The 21,210-nt window shown below is 69.6% G+C and carries 19 protein-coding genes and 1 tRNA gene; 12 read left to right on the top strand and 8 right to left on the bottom strand.

Annotated features, from left to right (window positions below; translation table 11 throughout):
- The first annotated feature begins 134 nt into the window (after window positions 1–134).
- Together ACFOES_RS04730 and ACFOES_RS04725 are read left to right on the top strand one after the other, a co-directional pair.
- Complete coding sequence (locus ACFOES_RS04730; protein WP_377832025.1) at window positions 135–602, top strand: c-type cytochrome; 468 nt, start codon at window positions 135–137, stop codon at window positions 600–602.
- Window positions 603–620: 18 nt separating this feature from the next.
- Window positions 621–1,511, top strand: a complete 891-nt coding sequence (locus ACFOES_RS04725) for a c-type cytochrome (RefSeq protein ID WP_377832024.1) — start codon at window positions 621–623, stop codon at window positions 1,509–1,511.
- Between the two features lie 34 nt (window positions 1,512–1,545).
- On the opposite strand, the gene ACFOES_RS04720 is transcribed toward ACFOES_RS04725, so the two are convergent.
- From ACFOES_RS04720 to ACFOES_RS04705, 4 genes are all read right to left on the bottom strand, one after another.
- Complete coding sequence (locus tag ACFOES_RS04720) at window positions 1,546–2,307, bottom strand: hypothetical protein (protein WP_377832023.1); 762 nt, start codon at window positions 2,305–2,307, stop codon at window positions 1,546–1,548.
- Window positions 2,308–2,443: 136 nt separating this feature from the next.
- A complete protein-coding gene (gene lipA / locus ACFOES_RS04715) occupies window positions 2,444–3,451 on the bottom strand; it encodes a lipoyl synthase (RefSeq protein ID WP_377833003.1) in 1,008 nt (335 codons plus the stop codon).
- 73 nt (window positions 3,452–3,524) lie between these two features.
- Window positions 3,525–4,478 carry a hydrogen peroxide-inducible genes activator gene (locus ACFOES_RS04710; RefSeq protein ID WP_377832022.1) on the bottom strand — a complete coding sequence of 318 codons (954 nt, stop codon included), beginning with the start codon at window positions 4,476–4,478 and terminating at the stop codon, window positions 3,525–3,527.
- A gap of 122 nt (window positions 4,479–4,600) precedes the next feature.
- Complete coding sequence (locus tag ACFOES_RS04705) at window positions 4,601–5,770, bottom strand: DUF6456 domain-containing protein (protein WP_377832021.1); 1,170 nt, start codon at window positions 5,768–5,770, stop codon at window positions 4,601–4,603.
- Window positions 5,771–5,998: 228 nt separating this feature from the next.
- On the opposite strand from ACFOES_RS04705, the gene ACFOES_RS04700 reads away from it, so the two are divergent.
- Window positions 5,999–6,301, top strand: a complete 303-nt coding sequence (locus ACFOES_RS04700; protein WP_377832020.1) for a DUF6477 family protein — start codon at window positions 5,999–6,001, stop codon at window positions 6,299–6,301.
- A gap of 18 nt (window positions 6,302–6,319) precedes the next feature.
- Here ACFOES_RS04700 and ACFOES_RS04695 read toward each other — a convergent pair whose 3' ends face one another.
- Window positions 6,320–7,861 (bottom strand): trimethylamine methyltransferase family protein, encoded by a 1,542-nt coding sequence (locus ACFOES_RS04695; protein ID WP_377832019.1) that lies wholly within the window; start codon window positions 7,859–7,861, stop codon window positions 6,320–6,322.
- A 264-nt stretch (window positions 7,862–8,125) separates the two neighbouring features.
- On the opposite strand from ACFOES_RS04695, the gene guaA reads away from it, so the two are divergent.
- From guaA to ACFOES_RS04650, 9 genes are all read left to right on the top strand, one after another.
- On the top strand, window positions 8,126–9,691 hold the full coding sequence (gene guaA, locus ACFOES_RS04690) for a glutamine-hydrolyzing GMP synthase (RefSeq protein ID WP_377832018.1): 1,566 nt from the start codon (window positions 8,126–8,128) through the stop codon (window positions 9,689–9,691).
- A gap of 134 nt (window positions 9,692–9,825) precedes the next feature.
- A complete protein-coding gene (locus tag ACFOES_RS04685; RefSeq protein ID WP_377832017.1) occupies window positions 9,826–10,749 on the top strand; it encodes a DMT family transporter in 924 nt (307 codons plus the stop codon).
- A gap of 100 nt (window positions 10,750–10,849) precedes the next feature.
- On the top strand, window positions 10,850–11,983 hold the full coding sequence (locus tag ACFOES_RS04680; RefSeq protein WP_377832016.1) for a hypothetical protein: 1,134 nt from the start codon (window positions 10,850–10,852) through the stop codon (window positions 11,981–11,983).
- Between the two features lie 125 nt (window positions 11,984–12,108).
- Window positions 12,109–13,047, top strand: a complete 939-nt coding sequence (locus ACFOES_RS04675; protein WP_377832015.1) for a DMT family transporter — start codon at window positions 12,109–12,111, stop codon at window positions 13,045–13,047.
- Between the two features lie 50 nt (window positions 13,048–13,097).
- The gene (locus ACFOES_RS04670) at window positions 13,098–13,958 is read left to right on the top strand and encodes an ATPase (protein ID WP_377832014.1); all 861 of its coding nucleotides are present in this window, start codon (window positions 13,098–13,100) and stop codon (window positions 13,956–13,958) included.
- Window positions 13,959–13,997: 39 nt separating this feature from the next.
- A complete protein-coding gene (gene metA, locus ACFOES_RS04665) occupies window positions 13,998–14,921 on the top strand; it encodes a homoserine O-acetyltransferase MetA (RefSeq protein WP_377832013.1) in 924 nt (307 codons plus the stop codon).
- A 106-nt stretch (window positions 14,922–15,027) separates the two neighbouring features.
- On the top strand, window positions 15,028–15,861 hold the full coding sequence (locus ACFOES_RS04660; protein ID WP_377832012.1) for an alpha/beta fold hydrolase: 834 nt from the start codon (window positions 15,028–15,030) through the stop codon (window positions 15,859–15,861).
- A gap of 45 nt (window positions 15,862–15,906) precedes the next feature.
- Complete coding sequence (ppk2, locus tag ACFOES_RS04655; protein WP_377832011.1) at window positions 15,907–16,776, top strand: polyphosphate kinase 2; 870 nt, start codon at window positions 15,907–15,909, stop codon at window positions 16,774–16,776.
- Window positions 16,769–17,389 carry a TetR/AcrR family transcriptional regulator gene (locus ACFOES_RS04650; protein WP_377832010.1) on the top strand — a complete coding sequence of 207 codons (621 nt, stop codon included), beginning with the start codon at window positions 16,769–16,771 and terminating at the stop codon, window positions 17,387–17,389. Before ppk2 ends, ACFOES_RS04650 begins: the two co-directional genes overlap by 8 nt.
- A gap of 150 nt (window positions 17,390–17,539) precedes the next feature.
- On the opposite strand, the gene ACFOES_RS04645 is transcribed toward ACFOES_RS04650, so the two are convergent.
- From ACFOES_RS04645 to ACFOES_RS04635, 3 genes are all read right to left on the bottom strand, one after another.
- Window positions 17,540–18,193, bottom strand: coding sequence for an endonuclease (locus ACFOES_RS04645; protein WP_377832009.1), 654 nt, complete (start codon window positions 18,191–18,193; stop codon window positions 17,540–17,542).
- A gap of 3 nt (window positions 18,194–18,196) precedes the next feature.
- Complete coding sequence (locus ACFOES_RS04640) at window positions 18,197–20,842, bottom strand: cation-translocating P-type ATPase (protein WP_377832008.1); 2,646 nt, start codon at window positions 20,840–20,842, stop codon at window positions 18,197–18,199.
- Between the two features lie 223 nt (window positions 20,843–21,065).
- Window positions 21,066–21,142 (bottom strand) — tRNA-Arg (locus tag ACFOES_RS04635).
- Window positions 21,143–21,210: the final 68 nt, after the last annotated feature.

The raw sequence follows: 21,210 nt of genomic DNA, 5'->3' as shown, positions 1-21,210 counted from the left end.
TGCTCATGGGCAGGCGTTCCGACGATTGATCGGGGCACGACCGGATTTCCGCCGGTCACAAAAATTCCATGTGGAACAGGCGCAAGGCCGCGCTACACTCTCACGGATATTCAAATCCAAGGGAGTGTTCTGCCATGAAATTCATCCGCCCTGCCCTTCTTGCCGCCGCTGCCGCCGCTCTCTGCGCGGGCCCGTTGCTCGCCCAGGGCCCCGCCGACATGGCGATCAAGGCCCGCAAGGGGCTGATGGACAACCTCGCCTTCAACCTCGGCACCCTCGGGGGCATGGCCAAGGGCGCGATTCCCTACGATGCCAAGATGGCCCAGACCGCGGCCGACAACCTGGCCGCGCTGGCCTCGGTCGACCAGGCGGCCTACTGGCCCGAGGGCAGCGACGACATGAGCGCCGACAACACCCGTGCCCTGCCGGCGGTCTGGGACAAGCATGACGAGTTCCTCAAGCATATCGTCGCCCTCAACGAGGCCGCCGGCAAGATGAAGGCCGCCGCCGGCACCGACCTGGCCTCGTTGCAGGGCGCGATGGGCACGGTCGGCGGCGCCTGCGGCGGCTGCCACAAGACCTTCCGCGCGCCCGACAACTGATCCGGGCCGGCCGTCGCGATGCGCCGCCTGCTCCGCCTGCTGATCGTCCTGGCCCTGGTCGGGCTGGCGGCGTTCTGGTACGTCACCCGCCCCGATCCGCTGCCAGCCGGGGCGCTGGCGGGGATCGTCGGCGATACGCAGCGCGGCGAGCTGGTGTTCTGGGCCGGCGGCTGCGCCTCGTGCCATGCCGCCGCCGACGCCAAGGGCGAGGACCAGCTCAAGCTGGGGGGCGGGCAGAAGATCACCTCGCCCTTCGGCACCTTCCTGACGCCGAACATCTCGCCCGATCCGCAGCACGGCATCGGCCGCTGGAGCCTGGCCGACTTCGGCAACGCGATGCTGCGCGGGCTGCGGCCCGACGGCGCCCATCTCTACCCGGCCTTCCCCTACACCTCCTACAACAAGATGACGCTGCAGGACGTCGCCGACCTCAAGGCCTATCTCGACACCCTGCCCGCGGTCGCGACGCCGAGCCAGCCGCACCAGCTGCGCTTTCCCTTCACCATCCGGCGGTTGGTCGGCGGCTGGAACTTCCTGTTCGAAAGCCGGGACTGGGCGGTGACCGGCGATCTGACGCCGCAGGAGAGCCGCGGCCGCTACCTGGCCGAGGCGGTGGCCCATTGCGGCCAGTGCCACACCCCGCGCAACGCGCTCGGCGCGCTGGAGAGCGACCGCTGGTTCGCCGGCGCCCCCAACCCCAACGGCAAGGGCACGATCCCGAACATCACGCCCGCGCATCTGAAATGGTCGCAGGCCGACCTCGTCGCCTATTTCACCACCGGGCTGACGCCGGAATACGACAGCGCCGGCGGCCACATGGCCTATGTCGTCGAGAACCTGTCGAAGCTGCCCGAAAGCGACCGCGGGGCCATCGCCGCCTACCTCAAGAAGGTGCCGCCGCAGCCATAGGCCCGCGCCAAAGGCCCCGCCATCCGGCCGGCGCTCAGCCCTGGGCGAGCAGCATCGCCTGCGACAGGTTCGGGTCGCGGGTCTTTCTCAGCTTGATCGTCACCATGCCCTTGTCGTCCTGACTGCTGCCGGCCTGGTGGATCGACAGCACCTCCTGCATCGCGATCAGCGGCGTCAGGTCCAGTGCCCGGTCCTTCTGCGACAGCACCAGCCGCTCGCCCTCGAGCCGCAGGTTCCACTGGTGCAGGCCATGGTAGCCGCCGCCATCGGCCTCGTCGGGATGGAAGCTCAGGATCAGGCCGCCGCCGGGCCGACACAGGCCGATCAGGTTGTAGAGCCCCAGCAGCGGGTCCATCGAGTGATCGAGCGCGTTGCGGCACCAGACGATGTCGAAGCGGTTTCCCCCCAACAGTCCGAGCGCGGTTTCGAAATAGCCGGTGACAGGCCGCGGCAGACCCGAGATCCCCGCCCGGTCCAACGTGCTGTTGTAGGCCTCGGCCAGCGGATCGACCAACGTCAGGTTCACCGCGCGATCGGGGCAGCCATAGCCCAGGACGCTGAGCGGACCCGAGCCGATATCCAGGATCTCGGCCGCCCGGTCGCGCGCGATCTCCAGCCTGTCGAGCAGTTCGCGCACGCTTTCCTTCAGCGGTGTCGCCGGGTTCGCCCGCTGCTCGAAATCCTCGGGCCACTGGCCGCCGCCGGCCTCGACCCACCGGTCCCAGAACCGGAGCTCCTCGCCCGCCCGCGTCTTCCAGACCTCCAGATCCATCTCGGGCAGGGTGTTCTCGGCCATCACATCCTCGTGTTCGATTGCCGAATACAACCACCTGCCCGAAGATCGCGCAAGCGCCCCCGCCCGGGCACGGCTGCGTTCCGCCGGTAACGACCGGCCCCGCAACGGCACCGGCACAAGGGCCGGGCGGCGCGGCTCAGGCCCGGCCCAGCTTCGCCATCCGCGCCGCGCGCAGGCGGGCGAAATCCTCGCCGGCATGGTAGGACGAACGCGTCAGCGGCGTCGCCGAGACCATCAGGAAGCCCTTGCCATAGGCCGCCTTTTCATAGGCGGCGAATTCCTCGGGCGTGACGAAACGGTCGACGGCATGGTGCTTGGGCGTCGGCTGCAGGTACTGGCCGATGGTCAGGAAATCGACATCTGCGGCGCGCATGTCGTCCATCACCTGGCGCACCGACTGGGAATCCTCGCCCAGCCCGACCATGATGCCCGACTTGGTGAACATCGTCGGGTCAAGCTCCTTGACCCGCTGCAGCAGCCGCAGCGAATGGAAATAGCGCGCCCCGGGCCGCACCGACGGGTAGAGCCCGGGCACGGTTTCCAGATTGTGGTTGAACACGTCCGGCCGCGCCTCGACCACCACCTCCAGCACCGACGGGTCGCATTTGAGGAAATCGGGCGTCAGGATCTCGATCGTGGTGCCGGGCGCGCGGTGGCGGATGGCGCGGATGGTCTGGGCGAAATGCTCGGCCCCGCCGTCTTCGAGATCGTCGCGGTCGACCGAGGTGATGACGACATGGTTGAGGCCCAGTTCGGCCACCGCATGGGCGACGCGGCCCGGCTCGAAAGCGTCCAGCGTGTCGGGCTTGCCGGTGGCGACGTTGCAGAACGAACAGCCGCGGGTGCAGATCTCGCCCATGATCATCATGGTGGCGTGGCCCTGGCTCCAGCACTCGCCGACATTGGGGCAGCCCGCCTCCTCGCAGACCGTCGCCAGCTTCTGGCCGCGGATGATGTCGCGGGTTTCCTTGTAGCCCGACGAGGTCGGCGCCTTGACGCGGATCCAGTTCGGCTTCTTGGGCTGGACGGTGTCGGCGCGGCGGGCCTTTTCCGGGTGGCGTTCGGACGGAATCTTCAGATCGCGCAAGGCTTGTCCCCTTCGATATCGGGCCTCCGCTCCGACATAGGCCGATTTCCCGGCGATGGCAACGCGCGCCACCGCCCGCCCCGGGCCCGGACATGGCAGCCCTGCGCCCGGCGCATGGCGCGCGGGCCCGTCACCCCTGGCTGCCGGGCGGCACCGCCTGGCAGGCCTGCGCAACCAGCTCCTCGCCGGCGTCCGACAACAGCTCGGCCAGCTCCTCGAACCAGTCGTCCTCGGCCGTCGCCGCCCGGCGCACCAGCGTGATCTGGCGCGCCGGCTCGGGCCGCGCGAACCGCATCACCGCCATCCCGGGCGCCGCCGCCGCCTCGTTCCGATAGGCGATTTCCGGCAGGAAGGTCAGCCCGAAACCCTCGGCCACCAGCCCGCACAAGGTGGTCAGCGACGAGGCCCCGAGGTCGATCCGGGGCCGCCGCCGGTCCAGGCCGCAGACCTCGAGCGCCTGATCGGCAAGGCAATGGCCCTCGTCGAGCAGCAGCAACTGCTCGGGGTCCAGCGCCAGCGGCCGCAGCGCCTCGTGACCGTCCCGGCCGCGTCCGACCTCCGCCAGCCGGGCCGCCGCCCCCGCCAGCAGGAAGCGATCGGAAAACAGCGGCCGCGCCACCAGGTCGCCGCGCGTTGCGGAATCGGCGATGACGATGGCATCGAGCCGGCCCGTCGCCAGCCCGTCATAGAGCGCAGCGGTCTGGGCCTCGCGCACCCGCAGCTCGCGGCCGATATCGGCCGCCCGCAGCCGGGTCAGGGCAACGGGCAGCAGATAGGGCGCGACGGTCGGAATGACCCCGAGGTTCAGCCGCCGCGACAGCCCGCGCCGCCGCGCCGCCGCCTCCAGCTCATGCGCCTCGCCCAGGATCCGGCGGGCCCGCTCCAGCACCTCGCGCCCGGCCGGGGTCAGCCGCACGTCGCGCGGCCGCCGCTCGACCAGTGCGACCTCGAGGATGCTCTCCAGTTCCTTGATCTGCATCGACAGCGCCGGCTGCGAGATATGCACCCGTTCCGCCGCCCGGCCGAAATTCAGCTCTTCCGCCAGCGCCAGGAAATAGTCGAGTTGCTTGAGGGTGATTGCCATAAGCCCTTCTAATTCCCCTCAACCCGAAATCCAAGCTCTCCTGATCCCCACTTTCTGCTCGAAAATATCCTCGGGGGGTGCGGGGGGCAGACAGCCCCCCGCCCTTTCCGGCCCGCGCGCCGCTAGCCGATCAGGTCGCGCCCGCCGCGCTCGTCGTAATGCCGCTTGAGCCGTATCAACGCGATGCGCAGCACGATCTTGCCCGAGCGTGCCGACCAGCCCAGCCGCTTCTCGGCCCCTTCCAGCCCCTCGAGATAGCAGCAGCAGCGCAGCGCCATGTCGCCGAGGCCGGGGCCGAGGTCGCGCAGCGCCGCCGCCACCCGGTCGCGCGCCGCCCGCGGGCCCTCGGCCGGGCCGCCGGCGCCGGCAAAGCCGCCGCGATCGCCGGCGGTCAGGAAGCGGTCCCAGTTCTGGGTCACCCGCGGCCCCATCTGCGCCAGTTCGAAATCCTCGCGCAGCCGCTCGGCCGCCGCCACCAGCTCGGCCGAGAGGAAGGGCTTGCCGTCGCGGTCGCGGCGCCGGGCCAGCATCGTCACCGGGCTTTCCGCCGCGTTGTAGCGCAGCCGCCGGCGCTGGCCGTCGCTGCCGGTCTCGTTGCGCGTCTCCCAGCTGCGGTGCTGGTCGGCGAAGGGCGCTGGCGCCTCGGCCAGTCCCGGGCCCTGACCCGCCCCCTGACCCGGCCCCGCCTGCGCCCCGCGCCGGCGGGCATCCTCGTCCAGCATCCGCGTCAGCGCCGCCCGGCCGGCGGCGGTGATCCGGTAGGTCGTGACCCGGCCGACCGCCCGGCCGCAGCCGATCCAGTCCTTGAGCGCGAAGGCCTGGGCGATGTTGCGCGCCACCACCGCGGTGCGCAGGCTGTGGCCATCGGGCTGGCTGCGCAGCACCGCCGCCTTCTCCATCTCGGCCGAGACCGCCAGCACCGCGCCCGGCTCGGTCAATGGGCGCAGGATGCGCCGCGCCTCGCGCGCGATGGCGGCTTCGGACTCCACGAACGGGGGGGAGGCTGTGTCGGAACGCAGGGCTGCCGTCATGTCGGGGTCATCCTTTTCGTCTGGGACCGCGGAGCGCGCGGCCTTGGCGCGCCCCAGATGCGCCAGCGCCTCGTCGACCAGGGGATCGTCGCGCCGGCTCTCGCAGCGGCGGACCCGGCGCAGCACGGTCGAGGCATGACAGCCTTCGCGCCGCGCCAGGGCCCGCAGCGACACCCCGTCTTCGGTATGATCGAGATAGAGCCGGACGGAGAGCGGCAGCCAGCCGGGCAGGTCGGAAGTCGCTGTCGCAGGCGCCGTCATCGTCCGGCTTGTCCTTTCCATCTCGTTAACAAGTCTTAACAGGCATCGCTTCGGACGAAAGCAACCCTTGGTTGTTTTTGTTACCTCATGGTTAACAATCGCCCAGGCAGCGATCATTGCTAACAAATACTGAACATAGCTGAAGGCGGCGCTCGGCGCTCGGGGCCGGTCCGCAACACCTGCGGCGGCCATGCCAGAACGGTCGGGTTCAACCCAAGGGGGCTGCCGATGACCGATTTCCGATTTCTGCTGCGTAACCTGCGCCGGCCGCGACTGCTGATCCGCGCCGCGCGCTTCGGCCTGCCCGATTACCGGCGCGAGCGCGACCTGCGCCGGCTGCTGCGCCCGGGCGACCGGGCGGCCGCCCTGCCCGCGCCCGCCGCCGCCCTCGCCGACCTGCTCGCCCAGGAGCTCCGGCTCGAGGCCAGCCGCCAGGCCGGCGACGCCGGTTACAGCCTCGCCCGCCACGTGTTGCTGCTGATCGCGCTGATGGGCGAGGCCCGGCTGCTGGCCGGACCTGCCGATCCCTGACCCCGACCGGCCCGGACGTCAGGTGAAGGTGTCGGGCATCGACTCCTTCTTGCGCGCGACATAGTCGGTCAGCGCCTCGTGGATGCCCGGGTCGAGCGCCGGCGCCTCGTAATCGGCCAGCAGCTTCTGCACCCGGACGCCGGCCAGCGCCTGGGTGTCGCGCGCACCCTCCTCCTCCCAGGTCTCGAACGGCTTGTAGTCGAGCAGGTCCGAGCGCCAGAAGGCGGACTTGAAATTGGCCTGGGTGTGGCTGCAGCCGAGGTAATGGCCGCCCGGCCCGACCTCGCGGATCGCGTCCATCGCCTGGCCGTTCTCGTCGGTGCTGATGCCCCGGGCGAGGTGGTGCAGGGTGCCGAGCTGATCGGCATCCATGACGAATTTCTCGTAGGAGGACACCAGCCCGCCCTCGAGCCAGCCGCAGCTGTGGAGCATGAAGTTGACCCCGGCCAGCAGCGCCATGTTCAGGCTGTTGGCGCTTTCGTAACCGGCCTGGGCGTCGGGCAGCTTGGAGCCGCAGAAGCCGCCACCCGAGCGGTAGGGCAGCCCCAGCCGCCGCGCCAGTTGCCCGGCGCCATAGGTGATATGGGCCGCTTCCGGGGTGCCGAAGGTCGGCGCGCCCGAGTTCATGTCGATCGAGGTGACGAAGGCGCCGAAGATGACCGGCGCGCCGGGGCGGATGATCTGGCTGTAGGCGACGCCGGCCAGCACCTCGGCCAGCACCTGGGTCAGCGTGCCCGCCACCGTCACCGGCGCCATCGCGCCGCCGACGATGAAGGGCGAGATGATCGCCGCCTGGTTGGCCCGCGCGTAGACCTCGAGCGCCCCCATCATCACGCTGTCGAAGGTCAGCGGGCTGTTGATGTTGATCAGCGAGGTCATCACCGTGTTCTGGTCGACGAAGTCGGCGCCGAACAGGATCTTCGCCATCTCGACCGAATCCGCCGCCCGCACCGGCTCGGTCACCGAGCCCATGAAGGGCTTGTCCGACAGCGTCATGTGGGCCAGCAGCATGTCGAGGTGGCGCTTGTTCACCGGCACGTCGGTCGGTTCGCAGACCGTGCCGCCGGAATGGTGCAGCCATTTCGACATGTAGCCGAGCTTCACGAAATTGCGGAAATCCTCCATCGTCGCATAGCGCCGGCCGCCGGCGGCGTCGCGGACGAAGGGCGGGCCGTAGACCGGCGCCAGCACCAGGTTGCGGCCGCCGATCTCGACATTGCGCTCGGGGTTGCGGGCGGCTTGGGTGAATTGCGACGGCGCGGTGGCGCAGAGCTGGCGCGCCAGCCCGCGCGGGATCCGCACCCGCTCGCCCTTGACGTCGGCGCCGGCCTCTTTCCAGCGCTCCAGCGCGGCCGGGTTCTCGACGAAGTTGACGCCGATCTCCTCGAGCACCGTCTCGGCGTTGTGCTCGATGATCTCAAGCGCCTCGTCGTTGAGCAGTTCGAAATTGGGGATGTTGCGCTCGATGAAGCGCGCGGTGTCGCGCCTTACCGCCGTGCGCTCCGCCCGCCGCGCGGCGCCGCCGCCGCCCCGTGCCCGCCGTCCAACCGCTGCACTCATCGATCATCCTCCGTCCGGCCGCACCCGCGGCTGCTTCCTAGGCCTTCTTTTACTGATTTCGCCGCCCCGACATCTCCGGATTGCGTCACCTGAGACGAAAAACCGACATCGCCGCTGCGGCAGGTCGGCCCGGGCCGCGCCTGCTTTCCTTCCAGCCCAAATATCCCGGGGAGCGCGCACAGCGCGAGGCGCAGCGCCCCCTGCCGCCCTCTGCGCCCGCGCAATCCTCTTGCGCCCCTGCGCGCGCGCGCTTATTCGACGCTCATGACCCAGCATGACCGCCTCCTCATCATCGACTTCGGTTCCCAGGTGACGCAGCTGATCGCGCGCCGGCTGCGCGAGCTGAACGTCTATTGCGAAATCCACCCGTTCCAGAACGTCACCGACGCCTTCCTGCAGGACTTCGCGCCCAAGGCCGTGATCTTCTCGGGTGGCCCGGCCTCGGTGCTCGACGAGGGCTCGCCGCGGCCGCCGGAAAGCGTCTTCGCGCTCGGCGTGCCGATCCTCGGCATCTGCTACGGCCAGCAGGTGATGATGGAGATGCTCGGCGGCAAGGTCGAGGCCGGCCAGAGCCACACCGCCGAATTCGGCCGCGCCTATGTCACGCCCGGCGAGAGCCGGCTGCCGCTGCTCGACGGCTGGTTCGCCGATGCCGCCGGGCGCGAGCAGGTCTGGATGAGCCATGGCGACCACGTTTCCGAGCTGGCCCCGGGCTTCGAGGTCTACGCCACCTCGCCCGGCGCCCCCTTCGCCATCACCGCCGACCCGGCGCGCAACTTCTTCGCCGTCCAGTTCCATCCCGAGGTCCACCACACCCCGAACGGCCGCAAGCTCTACGAGAACTTCGTGCGTCTGGCCGGCTTCAGCGGCGACTGGACCATGGGCGCCTACAAGGACGAGGCGATCCGCCTGATCCGCGAACAGGTCGGCGACAAGAAGGTGATCTGCGGCCTCTCCGGCGGCGTCGACAGCTCGGTCGCCGCGGTGCTGATCCACGAGGCGATCGGCGACCAGCTGACCTGCGTCTTCGTCGATCACGGGCTGATGCGGCTGGGCGAGGCGGAAGAGGTGGTCAGCATGTTCCGCGACACCTACAACATCCCGCTGATCCATGCCGACGAGGCCGACCTGTTCATCGGCGCGCTGGAAGGCGTGTCCGACCCCGAGGTCAAGCGCAAGACGATCGGCAAGCTGTTCATCGACGTGTTCCAGAAACACGCCCACGAGGTCGGCGGGGCCGAATTCCTCGCCCAGGGCACGCTCTACCCGGACGTCATCGAGTCGGTCAGCTTCTCCGGCGGCCCCTCGGTGACGATCAAGTCGCACCACAATGTCGGCGGCCTGCCCGAGAAGATGGGCCTCAAGCTGGTCGAGCCGCTGCGCGAGCTGTTCAAGGACGAGGTCCGCGCGCTGGGCCGCGAGCTCGGCCTGCCGCAAAGCTTCATCGGCCGCCACCCCTTCCCCGGCCCCGGCCTCGCCATCCGCTGCCCGGGCGAGATCACCCGCGACAAGCTGGAAATCCTGCGCCGGGCCGACGCGGTCTATATCGACCAGATCCGCAAGCACGGCCTTTACGACGAGATCTGGCAGGCCTTCGTCGCCCTGCTGCCGGTGCGCACCGTCGGCGTGATGGGCGACGGCCGCACCTACGACTATGCCTGCGCCCTGCGCGCGGTGACCTCGGTCGACGGCATGACGGCCGACTACTACCCGTTCAGCCACGAGTTCCTCGGCGAGACCGCGACCCGGATCATCAACGAGGTCAAGGGCATCAACCGGGTGACCTACGACATCACCTCGAAGCCGCCGGGCACGATCGAGTGGGAATGACGCCCGCCTGAGCGGCCGCGACCCGGTCGCCGAATGGTCCCGGCCGCCGCGCGCGAGCGCGGCGGGGACCGACGGGAGGCGCCGCCAGGGCGGCGACGGGCGGGAGGGCCTACGCTGGAAACGGAAGGACGGGAATGAGCCAGACCGAGGCGGCCGGCGCGCGGCCGGCGATACCCGCGCTCGACGATCCCCAGCCGCTGAAGGCGGCGCTGTGGATGACCGGGGCCATCGCCTCGTTCTCGTCGATGGCGGTGGCGGGGCGCCAGGTCAGCCTGAGCATGGACACGTTCGAGCTGATGACCTGGCGCTCGGTCGTCGGCGTCCTGATCGTGCTGACCGTCGCCCTTGTCCGTCGCCGCAGCGGCGATATCCACGTCCGGCGCATGGGCCTGCACCTGATCCGCAACATCGCCCATTTCACCGGCCAGAACCTGTGGTTCCTGGCCATCACCCTGATCCCGCTGGCCCAGGTCTTCGCGCTGGAATTCACCTCGCCGCTCTGGGTCGCGCTGCTGGCGCCGCTGCTGTTGAACGAGCGCCTGACCCGGACCCGGGCGCTATCGGCCGCCACCGGTTTCCTCGGCATCCTGATCGTCGCCCGGCCCAACCCGGCCCATCTCGACCCCGGCATCCTCGCCGCCGCCACGGCCGCGGTCTGCTTCGCCCTGACCGCGATCTTCACCAAGCGGCTGACCCGGACCGAGCCGGTGATCTCGATCCTGTTCTGGCTGACCACGATGCAGGCCATTTTCGGGGTGATCTGCGCGCTGGCCAAGGACGGGGCGCTGGCCCTGCCCGACGCCGGCACCGGCCCGTGGCTGGTGCTGATCGGCTGTGCCGGGCTGTTGGCGCATTTCTGCCTGACCACGGCGCTGTCGCTGGCGCCGGCCAGCATCGTCATCCCGTTCGACTTCGCCCGTCTGCCGGTGATCGCCGTCGTCGGCATGCTGCTTTACCACGAGCCGCTGGATATCTTCGTCTTCCTCGGCGCGGCGCTGATCTTCGTCGCCAATTTCGTCAACATCCGGGCCGAGACCCGGGCATCCGTGCAACGCTGACCGGGCCTTGGCACGCTGACGTCAGGTCAATGATTGACGGAGATTCTCACGCTCCCTAGCGTTCTTGACATAATAACGAGAACGTTCCGGGAGGAGGGACATGAAAACAGTCTTGGTATCCGTCAGCGCGCTGGCCCTTGGCGCCGCCGCGGCCCATGCAGGCGGGGTCGAGCGCTCGACGCAATCGGTCGGCATCCTGTTCGAGAAGGGCACTTACGTCGAATTCTCGCTCGGCAGTGTCTCGCCCCATGTCTCGGGCACGCAGGCGACACCGATCTACGCCCCGCCGCCGGCTCCTGCCGGCACCATTGCCGTTCCGGCCGGCAGCTCGACCGGAAACATGACGGACAGCTACGTCACCTATTCGCTCGGCTTCAAGACCGCCTTGAGCAAGAATGTCGACGTCGCCCTGGTCCTCGACGAGCCGATCGGCGCCGATGTCACCTACCCCTCCGGCACCGGCTATGCCTATGCCGGCTCGACGGGCAAGATCAGCTCGAAAGCGGTCACCGCGATGCTGCGCTACAAGCTGCCGTCGAATGTCAGCCTCTACGGCGGCATCCGGGGCGAGACCGCCAGCGGCTCGGTTTCGATCCCGCTGCTGAGCAACTACACCATGTCGACCAATGACAGCACCGAGTTCGGCTATCTGGTCGGCGTCGCCTACGAGAAACCCGAGATCGCGCTGCGGGTCGCGCTGACCTATAACAGCGAGATCAAGCATACTTTCGACGTCTCGGAAAATGGCGGCCCTTCGCTGCCCTTCTCGACCACCGTGCCGCAATCGGTGAACCTCGAATTCCAGACCGGTGTCGCGCCCAAGACGCTGGTCTTCGGCTCGGTGCGCTGGCGCGAGTGGAAGGCGTTCGACATCACGCCCGTCGGCTACAACATGGCGACCGGCGGCAGCCTTGTCTCCTATGACAACAACACCATCACCTACACGCTGGGGATCGGGCGCAAGTTCAACGAGCACTGGTCGGGCGCGGTGCAGCTGGGCTACGAGAAGTCGAATGGCGGCTTCGCCGGCAACCTCGGCCCGACCGACGGCTATACCAGCGTCGGCGCCGGCGTGACCTATACCCAGGACAAGGTGAAGGTGACGATGGGGGTCAGCTACGTCATGATCGGCGATGCCCAGACCGAGAACCCGTCGCTTCCGGGCACCGCGCTGTCGAACTTCACCAACAACCACGCCACGGCGTTCGGCATCAAGGTCGGCTACAACTTCTGAGCCGCCCGCGATCGGAAATCCGAAAGGCCCCGCCCCGGCGGGGCCTTTTCATGTCAGGATCCGGGTCGCGCCGGCGGGGCCGCCATGCGACAAGGCGACAGGTTCCGCGATCCAAAGAGTGCCCGATGTCCCGCCCCGTGCAGAAAACCCTGTCCGCCCGCGCCTGGGCCGAGTTGCTGCTGCTCGCCCTGATCTGGGGCGGCTCCTTCCTGTCGATCCGGCTGGCGCTGGACGAGGTCGGGGTGCTGACCTCGGTCGCCTTCCGTGTCGGCGGTGCGGCCGTGGTGCTGTGGGTTTACGTCCTCGGCCGCCGGCTGCCGCTACCGCGCCGCCCGCGGGTCTGGGCCGCGTTCCTCGTCATGGGGCTGCTCAACAACGTCATCCCGTTCTCGCTGATCACCTGGGGCGAGTTGCACATCGCCTCGGGCCTGGCCTCGATCCTCAACGCCTCGACCGCGATCTTCGGCGTCCTGGTCGCCGCCCTGGTCTTCGCCGACGAGCGGCTGGGCCCGCGCCGGGCGCTGGGCGTGCTGACCGGTTTCGCCGGCGTCGCCACCGCCGTCGGGCCATCGGCGCTGACCGGGCTCGACCTGACCTCGCTGGGCCAGCTCGCCGTGCTCGGCGCCGCCAGCTCCTATGCCTGCGCCGCCGCCTTCGCCCGGGCCAGCTTCAAGGGCGTCGCGCCGCAGGTCGCCGCCGCCGGGATGCTGACCGGCTCGACCCTGGTCCTCGTCCCCGCCGCCTTGCTGCGCGACGGCGCGCCCAGCCTCGACTACAGCGCCGCCACCTGGGGCGCGCTGGTCTACCTTGCCGTGCTGGCCTCGGCCGGGGCCTACCTGCTCTACTACCGCGTCCTCGCCATGGCCGGCGCCGGCAACCTGAGCCTGGTGACGCTGCTGGTCTCGCCGGTCGCGATCCTGCTCGGCTGGCTGGTGCTGGGCGAGACCCTGCCGCGCCACGCCTTCGCCGGCTTCGGCCTGCTGGCGCTGGGACTGGCGATCACCGACGGCCGGCTGCTGCGGCGGCGGACGACAAAAGCCCGGACCGCTGCAGAAAAGACGTGAATCCGCCGCGCCTTCCCGCTATTCGGGGCCGGAGACGGCGGGAGAGGCAGATGATCTACAGCAGCGGCGACGACTGGCGGGCGGCCCCGAAGAAACGGGTGCTGCTGTTCGGCATGTCCGGGCTGGGCAAGACCCATGTCTCGAGCCTGCTGCGCGAGGCCGGCGGCTGGTTCCATTACTCGGTCGATTACCGCATCGGCACCCGCTACATGGGCGAGCATATCTCGGACAACTTCAAGCGCGAGGCGATGAAGGTGCCGCTGCTGCGCGAGCTGCTGATGACGGATTCCGTCTACATCACCTCGAACATCACCTTCTCGAACCTCTCGCCACTCTCGACCTACCTAGGCAAGCCGGGAGATCCCGACAAGGGCGGGCTGGGCCTTGCCGAGTACCAGCGCCGGCAGGAGCAGCACCGGGTGGCCGAGATCGCCGCGCTGCGCGATACCCCGCATTTCATCGAGCGGGCGCAGGAGATCTACGGCTACGGCAATTTCGTCTGCGATTCCGGCGGCTCGATCTGCGAGGTGGTCGATCCCGACGATCCCGGGGACCCGCTGCTGACCACCCTGTCGGAGCATCTGCTGCTGGTCTGGATCAAGGGCTCGGACGCCCATACGGCCGAGCTGATCCGGCGCTTTGACCGCGCGCCCAAGCCGATGTATTACAAACCGGACTTCCTGCTGGACTGCTGGAGCGGATATCTGGCCGAGACCGGGCTGTGCGAAAGCGCCGTCGATCCGGATGCCTTCGTGCGCTGGACCTATGCCCGGGCGCTGGCCCACCGCCAGCCGCGCTATGCGGCGATGGCGGAGAAATGGGGCGTCACCGTCACCGCCGAAGAGGTCTCGGCCCTACGCGGGCCCGAGGACTTCGACGCGCTGATCGCCGCCGCCATCGACCGTCGCTAGCGCCAGCCCCCAAAGAGCCGCTTCAACCGGAGATCGCCGATGCCCATCACCCTGCCCGAAACCCTGCCCGCCTTCGACGTGCTTTCGAGCGAAGGCGTGATGGTGATGTCGGAGGGCCGGGCGGCACGGCAGGACATCCGGCCCTTGCGCATCGGGCTGCTCAACCTGATGCCGAAGAAGATCCAGACCGAGATCCAGTTCTCGCGCCTGATCGGCGCCACGCCGCTGCAGATCGACCTGCGGCTGATCCGGATGACCGACCACCTCTCGCGCAATACCGCCGCCGAGCACATGGAAGAGTTCTACCAGCCCTTCGCCGAGGTCGCCGACAGCGGCGACAAGTTCGACGGGCTGATCGTCACCGGCGCCCCGATCGAGCATCTGCCCTACGAGCAAGTCGATTACTGGGACGAGCTGACCCAGGTCTTCGACTGGACCCAGTCCCATGTCCATTCGACCTTCGGCGTCTGCTGGGGCGGGATGGCGATGGTCTATCACTTCCACGGCGTCCAGAAGCACATGCTCGCGCACAAGGCCTTCGGCTGCTACCGCCACCGCAACCTCGCCCCGGCCTCGCCCTATCTGCGCGGCTTCTCCGACGACCTGACGGTGCCGGTCAGCCGCTGGACCGAGATGAAGCAGGAAGAGCTCGACGCGGTGCCCGAGCTGGTGACGCTGCTCGGCTCGCCCGAGGTCGGGCCCTGCCTGGTCGAGGATACCGACCACCGGGCACTCTACATCTTCAACCACCTCGAATACGACAGCGACACGCTGAAGCAGGAATATGACCGCGACGTCGCCGCCGGAACCCCGGCGAAGCTGCCGGTGAACTACTATCCCGACGACGATCCGACCAAGGTGCCACTGAACCGCTGGCGCAGCCACGCCCATCTGCTCTATGGTAACTGGATAAACGAAATTTATCAGACAACCCCTTACGACATGCGGGAAATTGGCAAGTAGTCTGGTTCTTCTCCCTGCGGTTGCAGCCGGCCTGTTCGGGCTCACCCGGCGGCGCGTCAGCGCCCGCGAACGCGCGGCCGAGGAAGCCTTTCCGCCGCGCGGGATGATGATCCGGATCGAGGGCCGCATCGTTCACGCCCATATCGCCGGAGACGGCCCCGACCTGATCCTGCTGCACGGCGCCAGCGGCAACGCGCGCGAGTTCACCTTTCGCCTGATGGACCGGCTCAAGGGCCGGTTCCGGGTCATCGCCTTCGACCGACCCGGGCTGGGCTGGTCGGACGCGCTGGGGCCCGAGGATGCCGACCCGGCGGCGCAGGTGCGGGTGCTGCGCAAGGCGGCCGAGCGGCTGGGCGCCTTCAACCCGATCGTGCTGGGCCAGAGCTATGGCGGCGCCGTCGCCCTGTCCTGGGCGCTGGAGCATCCCGACGACATCGCCGCGCTGGTCGTCGTCTCGGGCGCCAGCAACCCCTGGACCGGCGGCCTCGGCGCCTGGTACCGCGCCACCTCGGTCAGGCCCGGCGCCGCCGTGCTGGTGCCGCTGGCCACCGCCTGGGCGAGCGAGAAGATGACCGCGAAGCTGGTCGCCGAGATCTTCGCCCCCGACCCGGTGCCCGAGGGCTATGTCGACCATGTCGCGGTGCCGCTGACCCTGCGCCGCAAGGTGCTGATCGCCAATGCCCGCCAGGTCAACGGCCTGCTGCCCCATATCCACCAGATGTCGACGCTTTACGGCCAGATCCGCCAGCCGCTCGAGATCGTCCACGGCACCGCCGACAGCATCGTCCCGATCGGCATCCATTCCGAGCGCCTGCTGCGCCAGGTGCCGGGCGCCAACCTGACCCGGCTGGAGGGCGTCGGCCACATGCCGCACCACACCAATCCCGACGATATCATCGCCGCCATCCACCGCGCCGCCGCCCGGGCCGGATTGCACTAGCCCCGCCATTCGCCATACTTGGCAGCAAGAGAATGAGGTGAGGCCATGGAACTTCCGTTCGACGGGGCAATCAGCAGCTTTTTCAAGGACGAGGCGCCGGATGCGGTGCGCAAGGCCATCGACAAGGCCAAGAAGGGCAAGACCCTCGACGACGGCTATCCCTACGACCAATGGATGGACAAGGACGATTACGAGGACCGGCTCGGGAAGCTTCAGGTCGAGCTGGTCAAGCTGCAGGCCGACGTCAAGGCCAGCGGCCGGCGCATCGTCCTGGTCTTCGAGGGCCGCGACGCCGCCGGCAAGGGCGGCACGATCAAGCGCATCCGCGAATATCTCAACCCGCGCGTCGCCAATGTCGTCGCCCTGCCGAAGCCGTCGGACCGCGAATCCAGCCAATGGTATTTCCAGCGCTACATCGACCGCTTGCCCGCCGGCGGCGAAATGACGATCTTCGATCGCAGCTGGTACAATCGCGGCGTGGTCGAGAAGGTGTTCGACTTCTGCACCGACGACCAGCGCGAGCATTTCTTCAGCCAGGTGCCGGGCTTCGAGTCGATGCTGGTCGACGAGGGCATCCACATGGTCAAGTTCTGGCTCAATGTCGGCCGCGCCGAGCAGCTGCGCCGCTTCCTCGACCGCGAGCGCGACCCGCTCAAGCAATGGAAGCTGAGCTGGATCGACGTCGAGGGGCTGAAACGCTGGGACGCCTATACCGACGCCATCCGCGAGACGCTCAGCCGGACCCACACGCCGCTGGCGCCCTGGACGGTGATCCGCTCGGACGACAAGTATCGCGTCCGGCTGGCAGCGATCCAGACCGTGCTCTCGGGGATCGACTACAAGGGCAAGGATTTCAAGGCGATCGGCGCCATCGACGGCAATATCTGCGGCGGGCCGGAAATCTGGAATGGCTAAGCGCGGCTACCATCACGGCAACCTGCGCCAGGCGCTGGTCGAGGCGGCGCTGCAACTGATCGAGGAGAAGGGGCCGCAGGGTTTCACCCTGTCCGAGGCCGCCAAGGCCGCCGGGGTGACGCCGGCCGCCGTCTATCGCCATTTCGCCGGCCGCGACGACCTGATCGCCGAGGCCGCGCGCCAGGGCTACCTGATCTTCGCCGACCTGATGGAACACGCCTATAACGACGGCAAGCCGACCGCGCTGGCCGCCTTCGAGGCGACGGGGCGTGCCTACCTCGCCTTCGCCCGCAAGTTCCCCGGCCATTACATGGCGATGTTCGAAAGCGGCATCTCGCTGAATTCCAACCCCGAACTGGCCCAGACCGCGGCCCGCGCCCGCGGCGTGCTGGAAAAGGCGGCCGAGAAGCTGTCGGAACGCATCCCGCCGGAAAAGCGCCCGCCGGCGGCGATGTTCTCGGCCCATATCTGGGCCCTCAGCCACGGCGTCGTCGAGCTCTTCGCCCGCGGCAGCCCCGGTGCCAAGGCGCCGTTCCCGCCCGAACAGCTGCTCGAGGCCGGGATCGGCATCTACCTGCGCGGCCTCGGCCTGCTGCCGCCCGACGAAAGCTGATTGGCGCGCCACGGCAATAGCAGCGTGCAAGCCACTCTATCCGGGCGAAAATCGCCCGGGCGATGTTGTGGGCTACAGCTGATGCGGCTTGCGAAGAGACGGCGGTAACATCCTCGGAGGGCGGGGTTTCCGCCCTCTCGAAGCCGCGGTTCAGCCGGACGGCCCGGCCAGCAGGCTTTCGGCCGTCTCGCCCGCCCGCCGCGCCCGGATCAGCGCCGCCAACAGCGCCGGCAACCGCCCGCGCGGCACCAGCGCCGCCAGTTCCCCGGCGCTGCCGGGCAGGCCCAGCCCGACGGCGGCCTCGAGGGTCCGGGCATCGGCGAAGGGATAGAGCTCGTCCCAGCCCGCCTGCATCTCGCGGCAGAAGATGTCGGCCCCCAGTTCCCCGATCCCCTTGAACCGCATCACTCGTTCGCGCAGCGCCGCCAGATCTCCATCCGCCGCCGCCCGCAGCCGGGTCAGGTCGCCGCCGTAGTCGCGCTGGACCGCCTCGGCCAACTCGCCCAGCATGGTCGCCGTCTTCTCGTCATAGCGCGCGTAACCGGCTGCATCGAGCGCCGCCACCCTGTCCTGCCACGTGCTCGCCGCCAGGGCCCCGGCCGTGGTCCAGCCCCGCGCCGCCAGTTCTTCGGCCGCCCGCAGCGCCACCCGGCTCGAAATCCGCGCGCTGAGCAGCAGCACGGCGCAGAGCCAGCGGAACAGGTCCGCCGGTGCCGGGTGCGCCAGGTCGAGCCCCAGCTCCCCGGCCAGGCTGCCACCATGGCGGCGCAGCAGGGCAGCGACGAGCGGTTCGGTCGCGGCCATCGCTCAGCCCGCCCTGCGCTGGCGCCATCCCAGCGCCAGGATCACGGATTGCACCAGCACCAGCGGCAGCAGGCTGCAGCCGATCACCACGCCCCACATCGCCGGTGTCGGCACCACCAGCCCCAGCGCCGCGCGCAGCACCGGCACCTCGACCGGCAGCGCCAGGAGCACCGCGCACAGCGCCAGCGCGCCCCAGATCCAGGGATTGCGGGTGATCTCGTTGACCAGCAGCCCGGCCGTGGGCCGGCGCATGTTCAGCACGTGCCAGAGCTGGGCGAAGGCCAGCGTCAGGAAGCCGACCGTCACCGCCGCCGGCCAGTCGAGCCCGAGCGCGTCGCGCGCCAGCAGCTCGGCGCCCAGAACGGCGACCGTGATCGCCAGCCCCTGCCCGGCCAGCGCCGCCCAGTGCCGCCGGGCCAGCACCGGCGCGCCCGGCTTGCGCGGCGGCCGCGCCAGCACGTCCTCCTCGCCCTCCCCCAGCGCCAGCGCGAAGGCGGGGAAGACGTCGGTGACGAGGTTGAGATAGAGGATCTGCAGCGGCAGCAGCGGCAGCGGCAACCCGGCGAGCATGGCGCCGCCGACCACCAGCACCTCGGACAGGTTGCAGGCCAGCAGATAGGCCGAGAAGCGGCGGATATTGCCGAAGATCACCCGGCCCTCGCGGATCGCCTTGACGATGGTCGGGAAGGCATCGTCGAGCAGGATCATCGCCGCCGCCTCGCGCGCGACATCGGTGCCGCGCAGCCCCATGGCGATGCCGATATCGGCCTGACGCAGCGCCGGCGCATCGTTGATGCCGTCGCCGGTCATCGCGACGACGGCGCCGCGCTCCTGCCAGGCCCGCACCAGCGCCAGTTTCTCGGCCGGGCTGACGCGGGCGAAGACGGCGACCTGTTCCAGCTCGTCCCTGCCCGCCAGCCCGCCGATCTCGGCCCCGGGCGCGACGCGCAGCCCGTCCATGTCGAGCCCGACCGCCCGGGCGATGTTCTGCGCCGTGTCGGCATGGTCGCCGGTGACCATGATCACCCGGATCCCGGCCGCGCGGCAGGCATGGATCGCGTCGGGCACGTCGACCCGGGCCGGGTCTTCCAGCCCGACGATCCCCGCCAGTTCCAGCCCGCGATAGGGGTCGGCCCCGGGCCCCGTGTCGCGCTTGGAGGCCAGCGCCAGCACCCGCAGCCCGTGCTGCCCCAGTGCGGCGACATGGGCCAGCCAACGCTGGCGCCGCTCGGCCGTCATCTCCTCCGGCCCGGCAGCGCCGGAGATCGAGCTGCAGAGCGGCAGCACCGCCTCGGGCGCGCCCTTGACGGCATAGAGCACGCTTTCGCCGTCGCGATGCAGCGTCGCCATCATCTTGCGATGCTCGTCGAAGGGATATTCGCGCAGCAGCGGCCTGGCGCTCAGCAGCTCGCGCTTGTCGCGCCCGCCCTGCCGCGCCAGCCTGAGCAGCGCCAGTTCGGTCGGATCGCCGCTGTCGGCATGGCCGTCGCGGCCCAGCGTCGCCTCGTTGCACAGCGTCGCGACGTCAAGCAGCGCGTCCAGCGCCGGGTCGGGGCCGTCGCGCAATTCCCCGCCCTCGCCCCCATCGACCTCGATCTCGCCCGAATCGAGCCAGACCCGCCGCACCGTCATCCGGTTCTCGGTCAGCGTCCCGGTCTTGTCGGTCAGGATCACCGTCGTCGCCCCCAGCGTCTCGACCGCCGACAGCCGCTCGACCAGCGCGTTGCTGCGCGCCATCCGCAGCATGCCGCGGGCCAGCGCCAGGGTGGCGACGATGGGCAGGCCCTCGGGGATCGCGGCGACGGCGAGCGCGATCGCCGCCTCGACCATCAGGAACGGGTCCTCGCCGCGCAGCACGCCGGCGCCGGCAACCAGGGCACAGATCGCCAGCGTCGCCCAGATCAGCTGGCCCGAGAGCCGCGTCAGCCGCTTCTCCAGAGGCGAGGCCGCCGGCTCCGCCTCCTCGATCAGCCGGGTGATCTGGCCGAACTCGGTCGCCAGCCCGGTGGCGGTGACGACCCCGAGCGCCGAGCCGCGGACCAGGCTGGTGCCGCGGAACAGCATCGGCGTGCGGTCGCCCAGTGGCGTCGTTCCGGCCACCGGGTCGAGCGATTTGGTCACCGTCGCCGCCTCGCCGGTCAGGCTCGATTCGTCGGCCCCGGCATTGGCGGCCCGGATCAGGCGCAGGTCGGACGGCACCTTGTCGCCGGCGGCCAGCAGCACGATGTCGCCCGGCACCAGCGCCTCGACCGGCAGCCGCCGGACATTGCCGTCGCGCCGGACCCGGGCCTCCGCCGTCCCCAGCGCCCGCAGCGCCTCGATCGAGCGCACGGCGCGGATCTCGGTGGTGAAGCCGATGACGGTATTGAGCGCCAGCACGACGCCGACGGCGACGGCCTCCCTGATCTCGCCGAACAGAGCCGCCAGCACGGCGGCGGCCGACAGCAGCACCACGACCGGGCTGCGGACCTGGTGGAACAGCACCGTCCAGACGCGGGTCTTTTCCTTCTGCGCGATCCGGTTGGGGCCACTCGCGGCCAGCCGACGCCCGGCCTCGGCCTCGCTCAGGCCTTCTGCCGGCGTCACCGACAGCTGCGCCAGCACCGCCTCGCCCGTCAGCGCATGGGCCTGCTGCACCGCCTCGATCATCCGTCCTGCCCTCGCCTCCGGCCTTGCCTGCCAAACCGAGTCTAGGCCGCCGCCGGCCGCCAGACAATGCAGTCGCAGCGCCAGCGGCAAGAGACGGGCGCGCGCCCGGCGCAGCGGCAAAGCCCGGGCCGTTTCCGTCCGTCGACGCCGGCGTCCAGGCAGGACATCGCCGCCCGCTATCGACCGACTGCCGCCAGCCGCCTGTCACGTATTGGGAGAAAGATGGCGCACCCAAGAGGATTCGAACCTCTGGCCTCTGCCTTCGGAGGGCAGCGCTCTATCCAGCTGAGCTATGGGTGCCTGCGTGGGTCTATAGCCGCTCAAGATGCGGGCCGCAACGGGAAATCCGTCGCGGTCCGCACTCCTGT

The sequence above is a fragment of the Acidimangrovimonas pyrenivorans genome, assembly GCF_042643245.1.
GTDB lineage: Bacteria > Pseudomonadota > Alphaproteobacteria > Rhodobacterales > Rhodobacteraceae > Acidimangrovimonas > Acidimangrovimonas pyrenivorans.
Note: the sequence above shows the minus strand (reverse complement) of the source record. Positions and strands in the feature narration are given on the sequence as shown.

Excerpts from the sequence above, each read along its gene's own strand:
- ACFOES_RS04725 (WP_377832024.1), top strand. The coding sequence starts at position 621 with ATGCGCCGCCTGCTCCGCCTGCTGATCGTCCTGGCCCTGGTCGGGCTG.
- ACFOES_RS04660 (WP_377832012.1), top strand. The coding sequence starts at position 15,028 with ATGATCCGGATCGAGGGCCGCATCGTTCACGCCCATATCGCCGGAGAC.
- ACFOES_RS04680 (WP_377832016.1), top strand. The coding sequence starts at position 10,850 with ATGAAAACAGTCTTGGTATCCGTCAGCGCGCTGGCCCTTGGCGCCGCC.
- ACFOES_RS04670 (WP_377832014.1), top strand. The coding sequence starts at position 13,098 with ATGATCTACAGCAGCGGCGACGACTGGCGGGCGGCCCCGAAGAAACGG.
- guaA (WP_377832018.1), top strand. The coding sequence starts at position 8,126 with ATGACCCAGCATGACCGCCTCCTCATCATCGACTTCGGTTCCCAGGTG.
- ACFOES_RS04730 (WP_377832025.1), top strand. The coding sequence starts at position 135 with ATGAAATTCATCCGCCCTGCCCTTCTTGCCGCCGCTGCCGCCGCTCTC.
- ACFOES_RS04720 (WP_377832023.1), bottom strand. The coding sequence starts at position 2,307 with ATGGCCGAGAACACCCTGCCCGAGATGGATCTGGAGGTCTGGAAGACG.
- ACFOES_RS04710 (WP_377832022.1), bottom strand. The coding sequence starts at position 4,478 with ATGGCAATCACCCTCAAGCAACTCGACTATTTCCTGGCGCTGGCGGAA.
- ACFOES_RS04645 (WP_377832009.1), bottom strand. The coding sequence starts at position 18,193 with ATGGCCGCGACCGAACCGCTCGTCGCTGCCCTGCTGCGCCGCCATGGT.
- ACFOES_RS04685 (WP_377832017.1), top strand. The coding sequence starts at position 9,826 with ATGAGCCAGACCGAGGCGGCCGGCGCGCGGCCGGCGATACCCGCGCTC.
- ACFOES_RS04675 (WP_377832015.1), top strand. The coding sequence starts at position 12,109 with ATGTCCCGCCCCGTGCAGAAAACCCTGTCCGCCCGCGCCTGGGCCGAG.
- ACFOES_RS04640 (WP_377832008.1), bottom strand. The coding sequence starts at position 20,842 with ATGATCGAGGCGGTGCAGCAGGCCCATGCGCTGACGGGCGAGGCGGTG.
- ACFOES_RS04700 (WP_377832020.1), top strand. The coding sequence starts at position 5,999 with ATGACCGATTTCCGATTTCTGCTGCGTAACCTGCGCCGGCCGCGACTG.
- ACFOES_RS04705 (WP_377832021.1), bottom strand. The coding sequence starts at position 5,770 with ATGACGGCGCCTGCGACAGCGACTTCCGACCTGCCCGGCTGGCTGCCG.
- ACFOES_RS04695 (WP_377832019.1), bottom strand. The coding sequence starts at position 7,861 with ATGAGTGCAGCGGTTGGACGGCGGGCACGGGGCGGCGGCGGCGCCGCG.
- ACFOES_RS04650 (WP_377832010.1), top strand. The coding sequence starts at position 16,769 with ATGGCTAAGCGCGGCTACCATCACGGCAACCTGCGCCAGGCGCTGGTC.
- metA (WP_377832013.1), top strand. The coding sequence starts at position 13,998 with ATGCCCATCACCCTGCCCGAAACCCTGCCCGCCTTCGACGTGCTTTCG.
- ppk2 (WP_377832011.1), top strand. The coding sequence starts at position 15,907 with ATGGAACTTCCGTTCGACGGGGCAATCAGCAGCTTTTTCAAGGACGAG.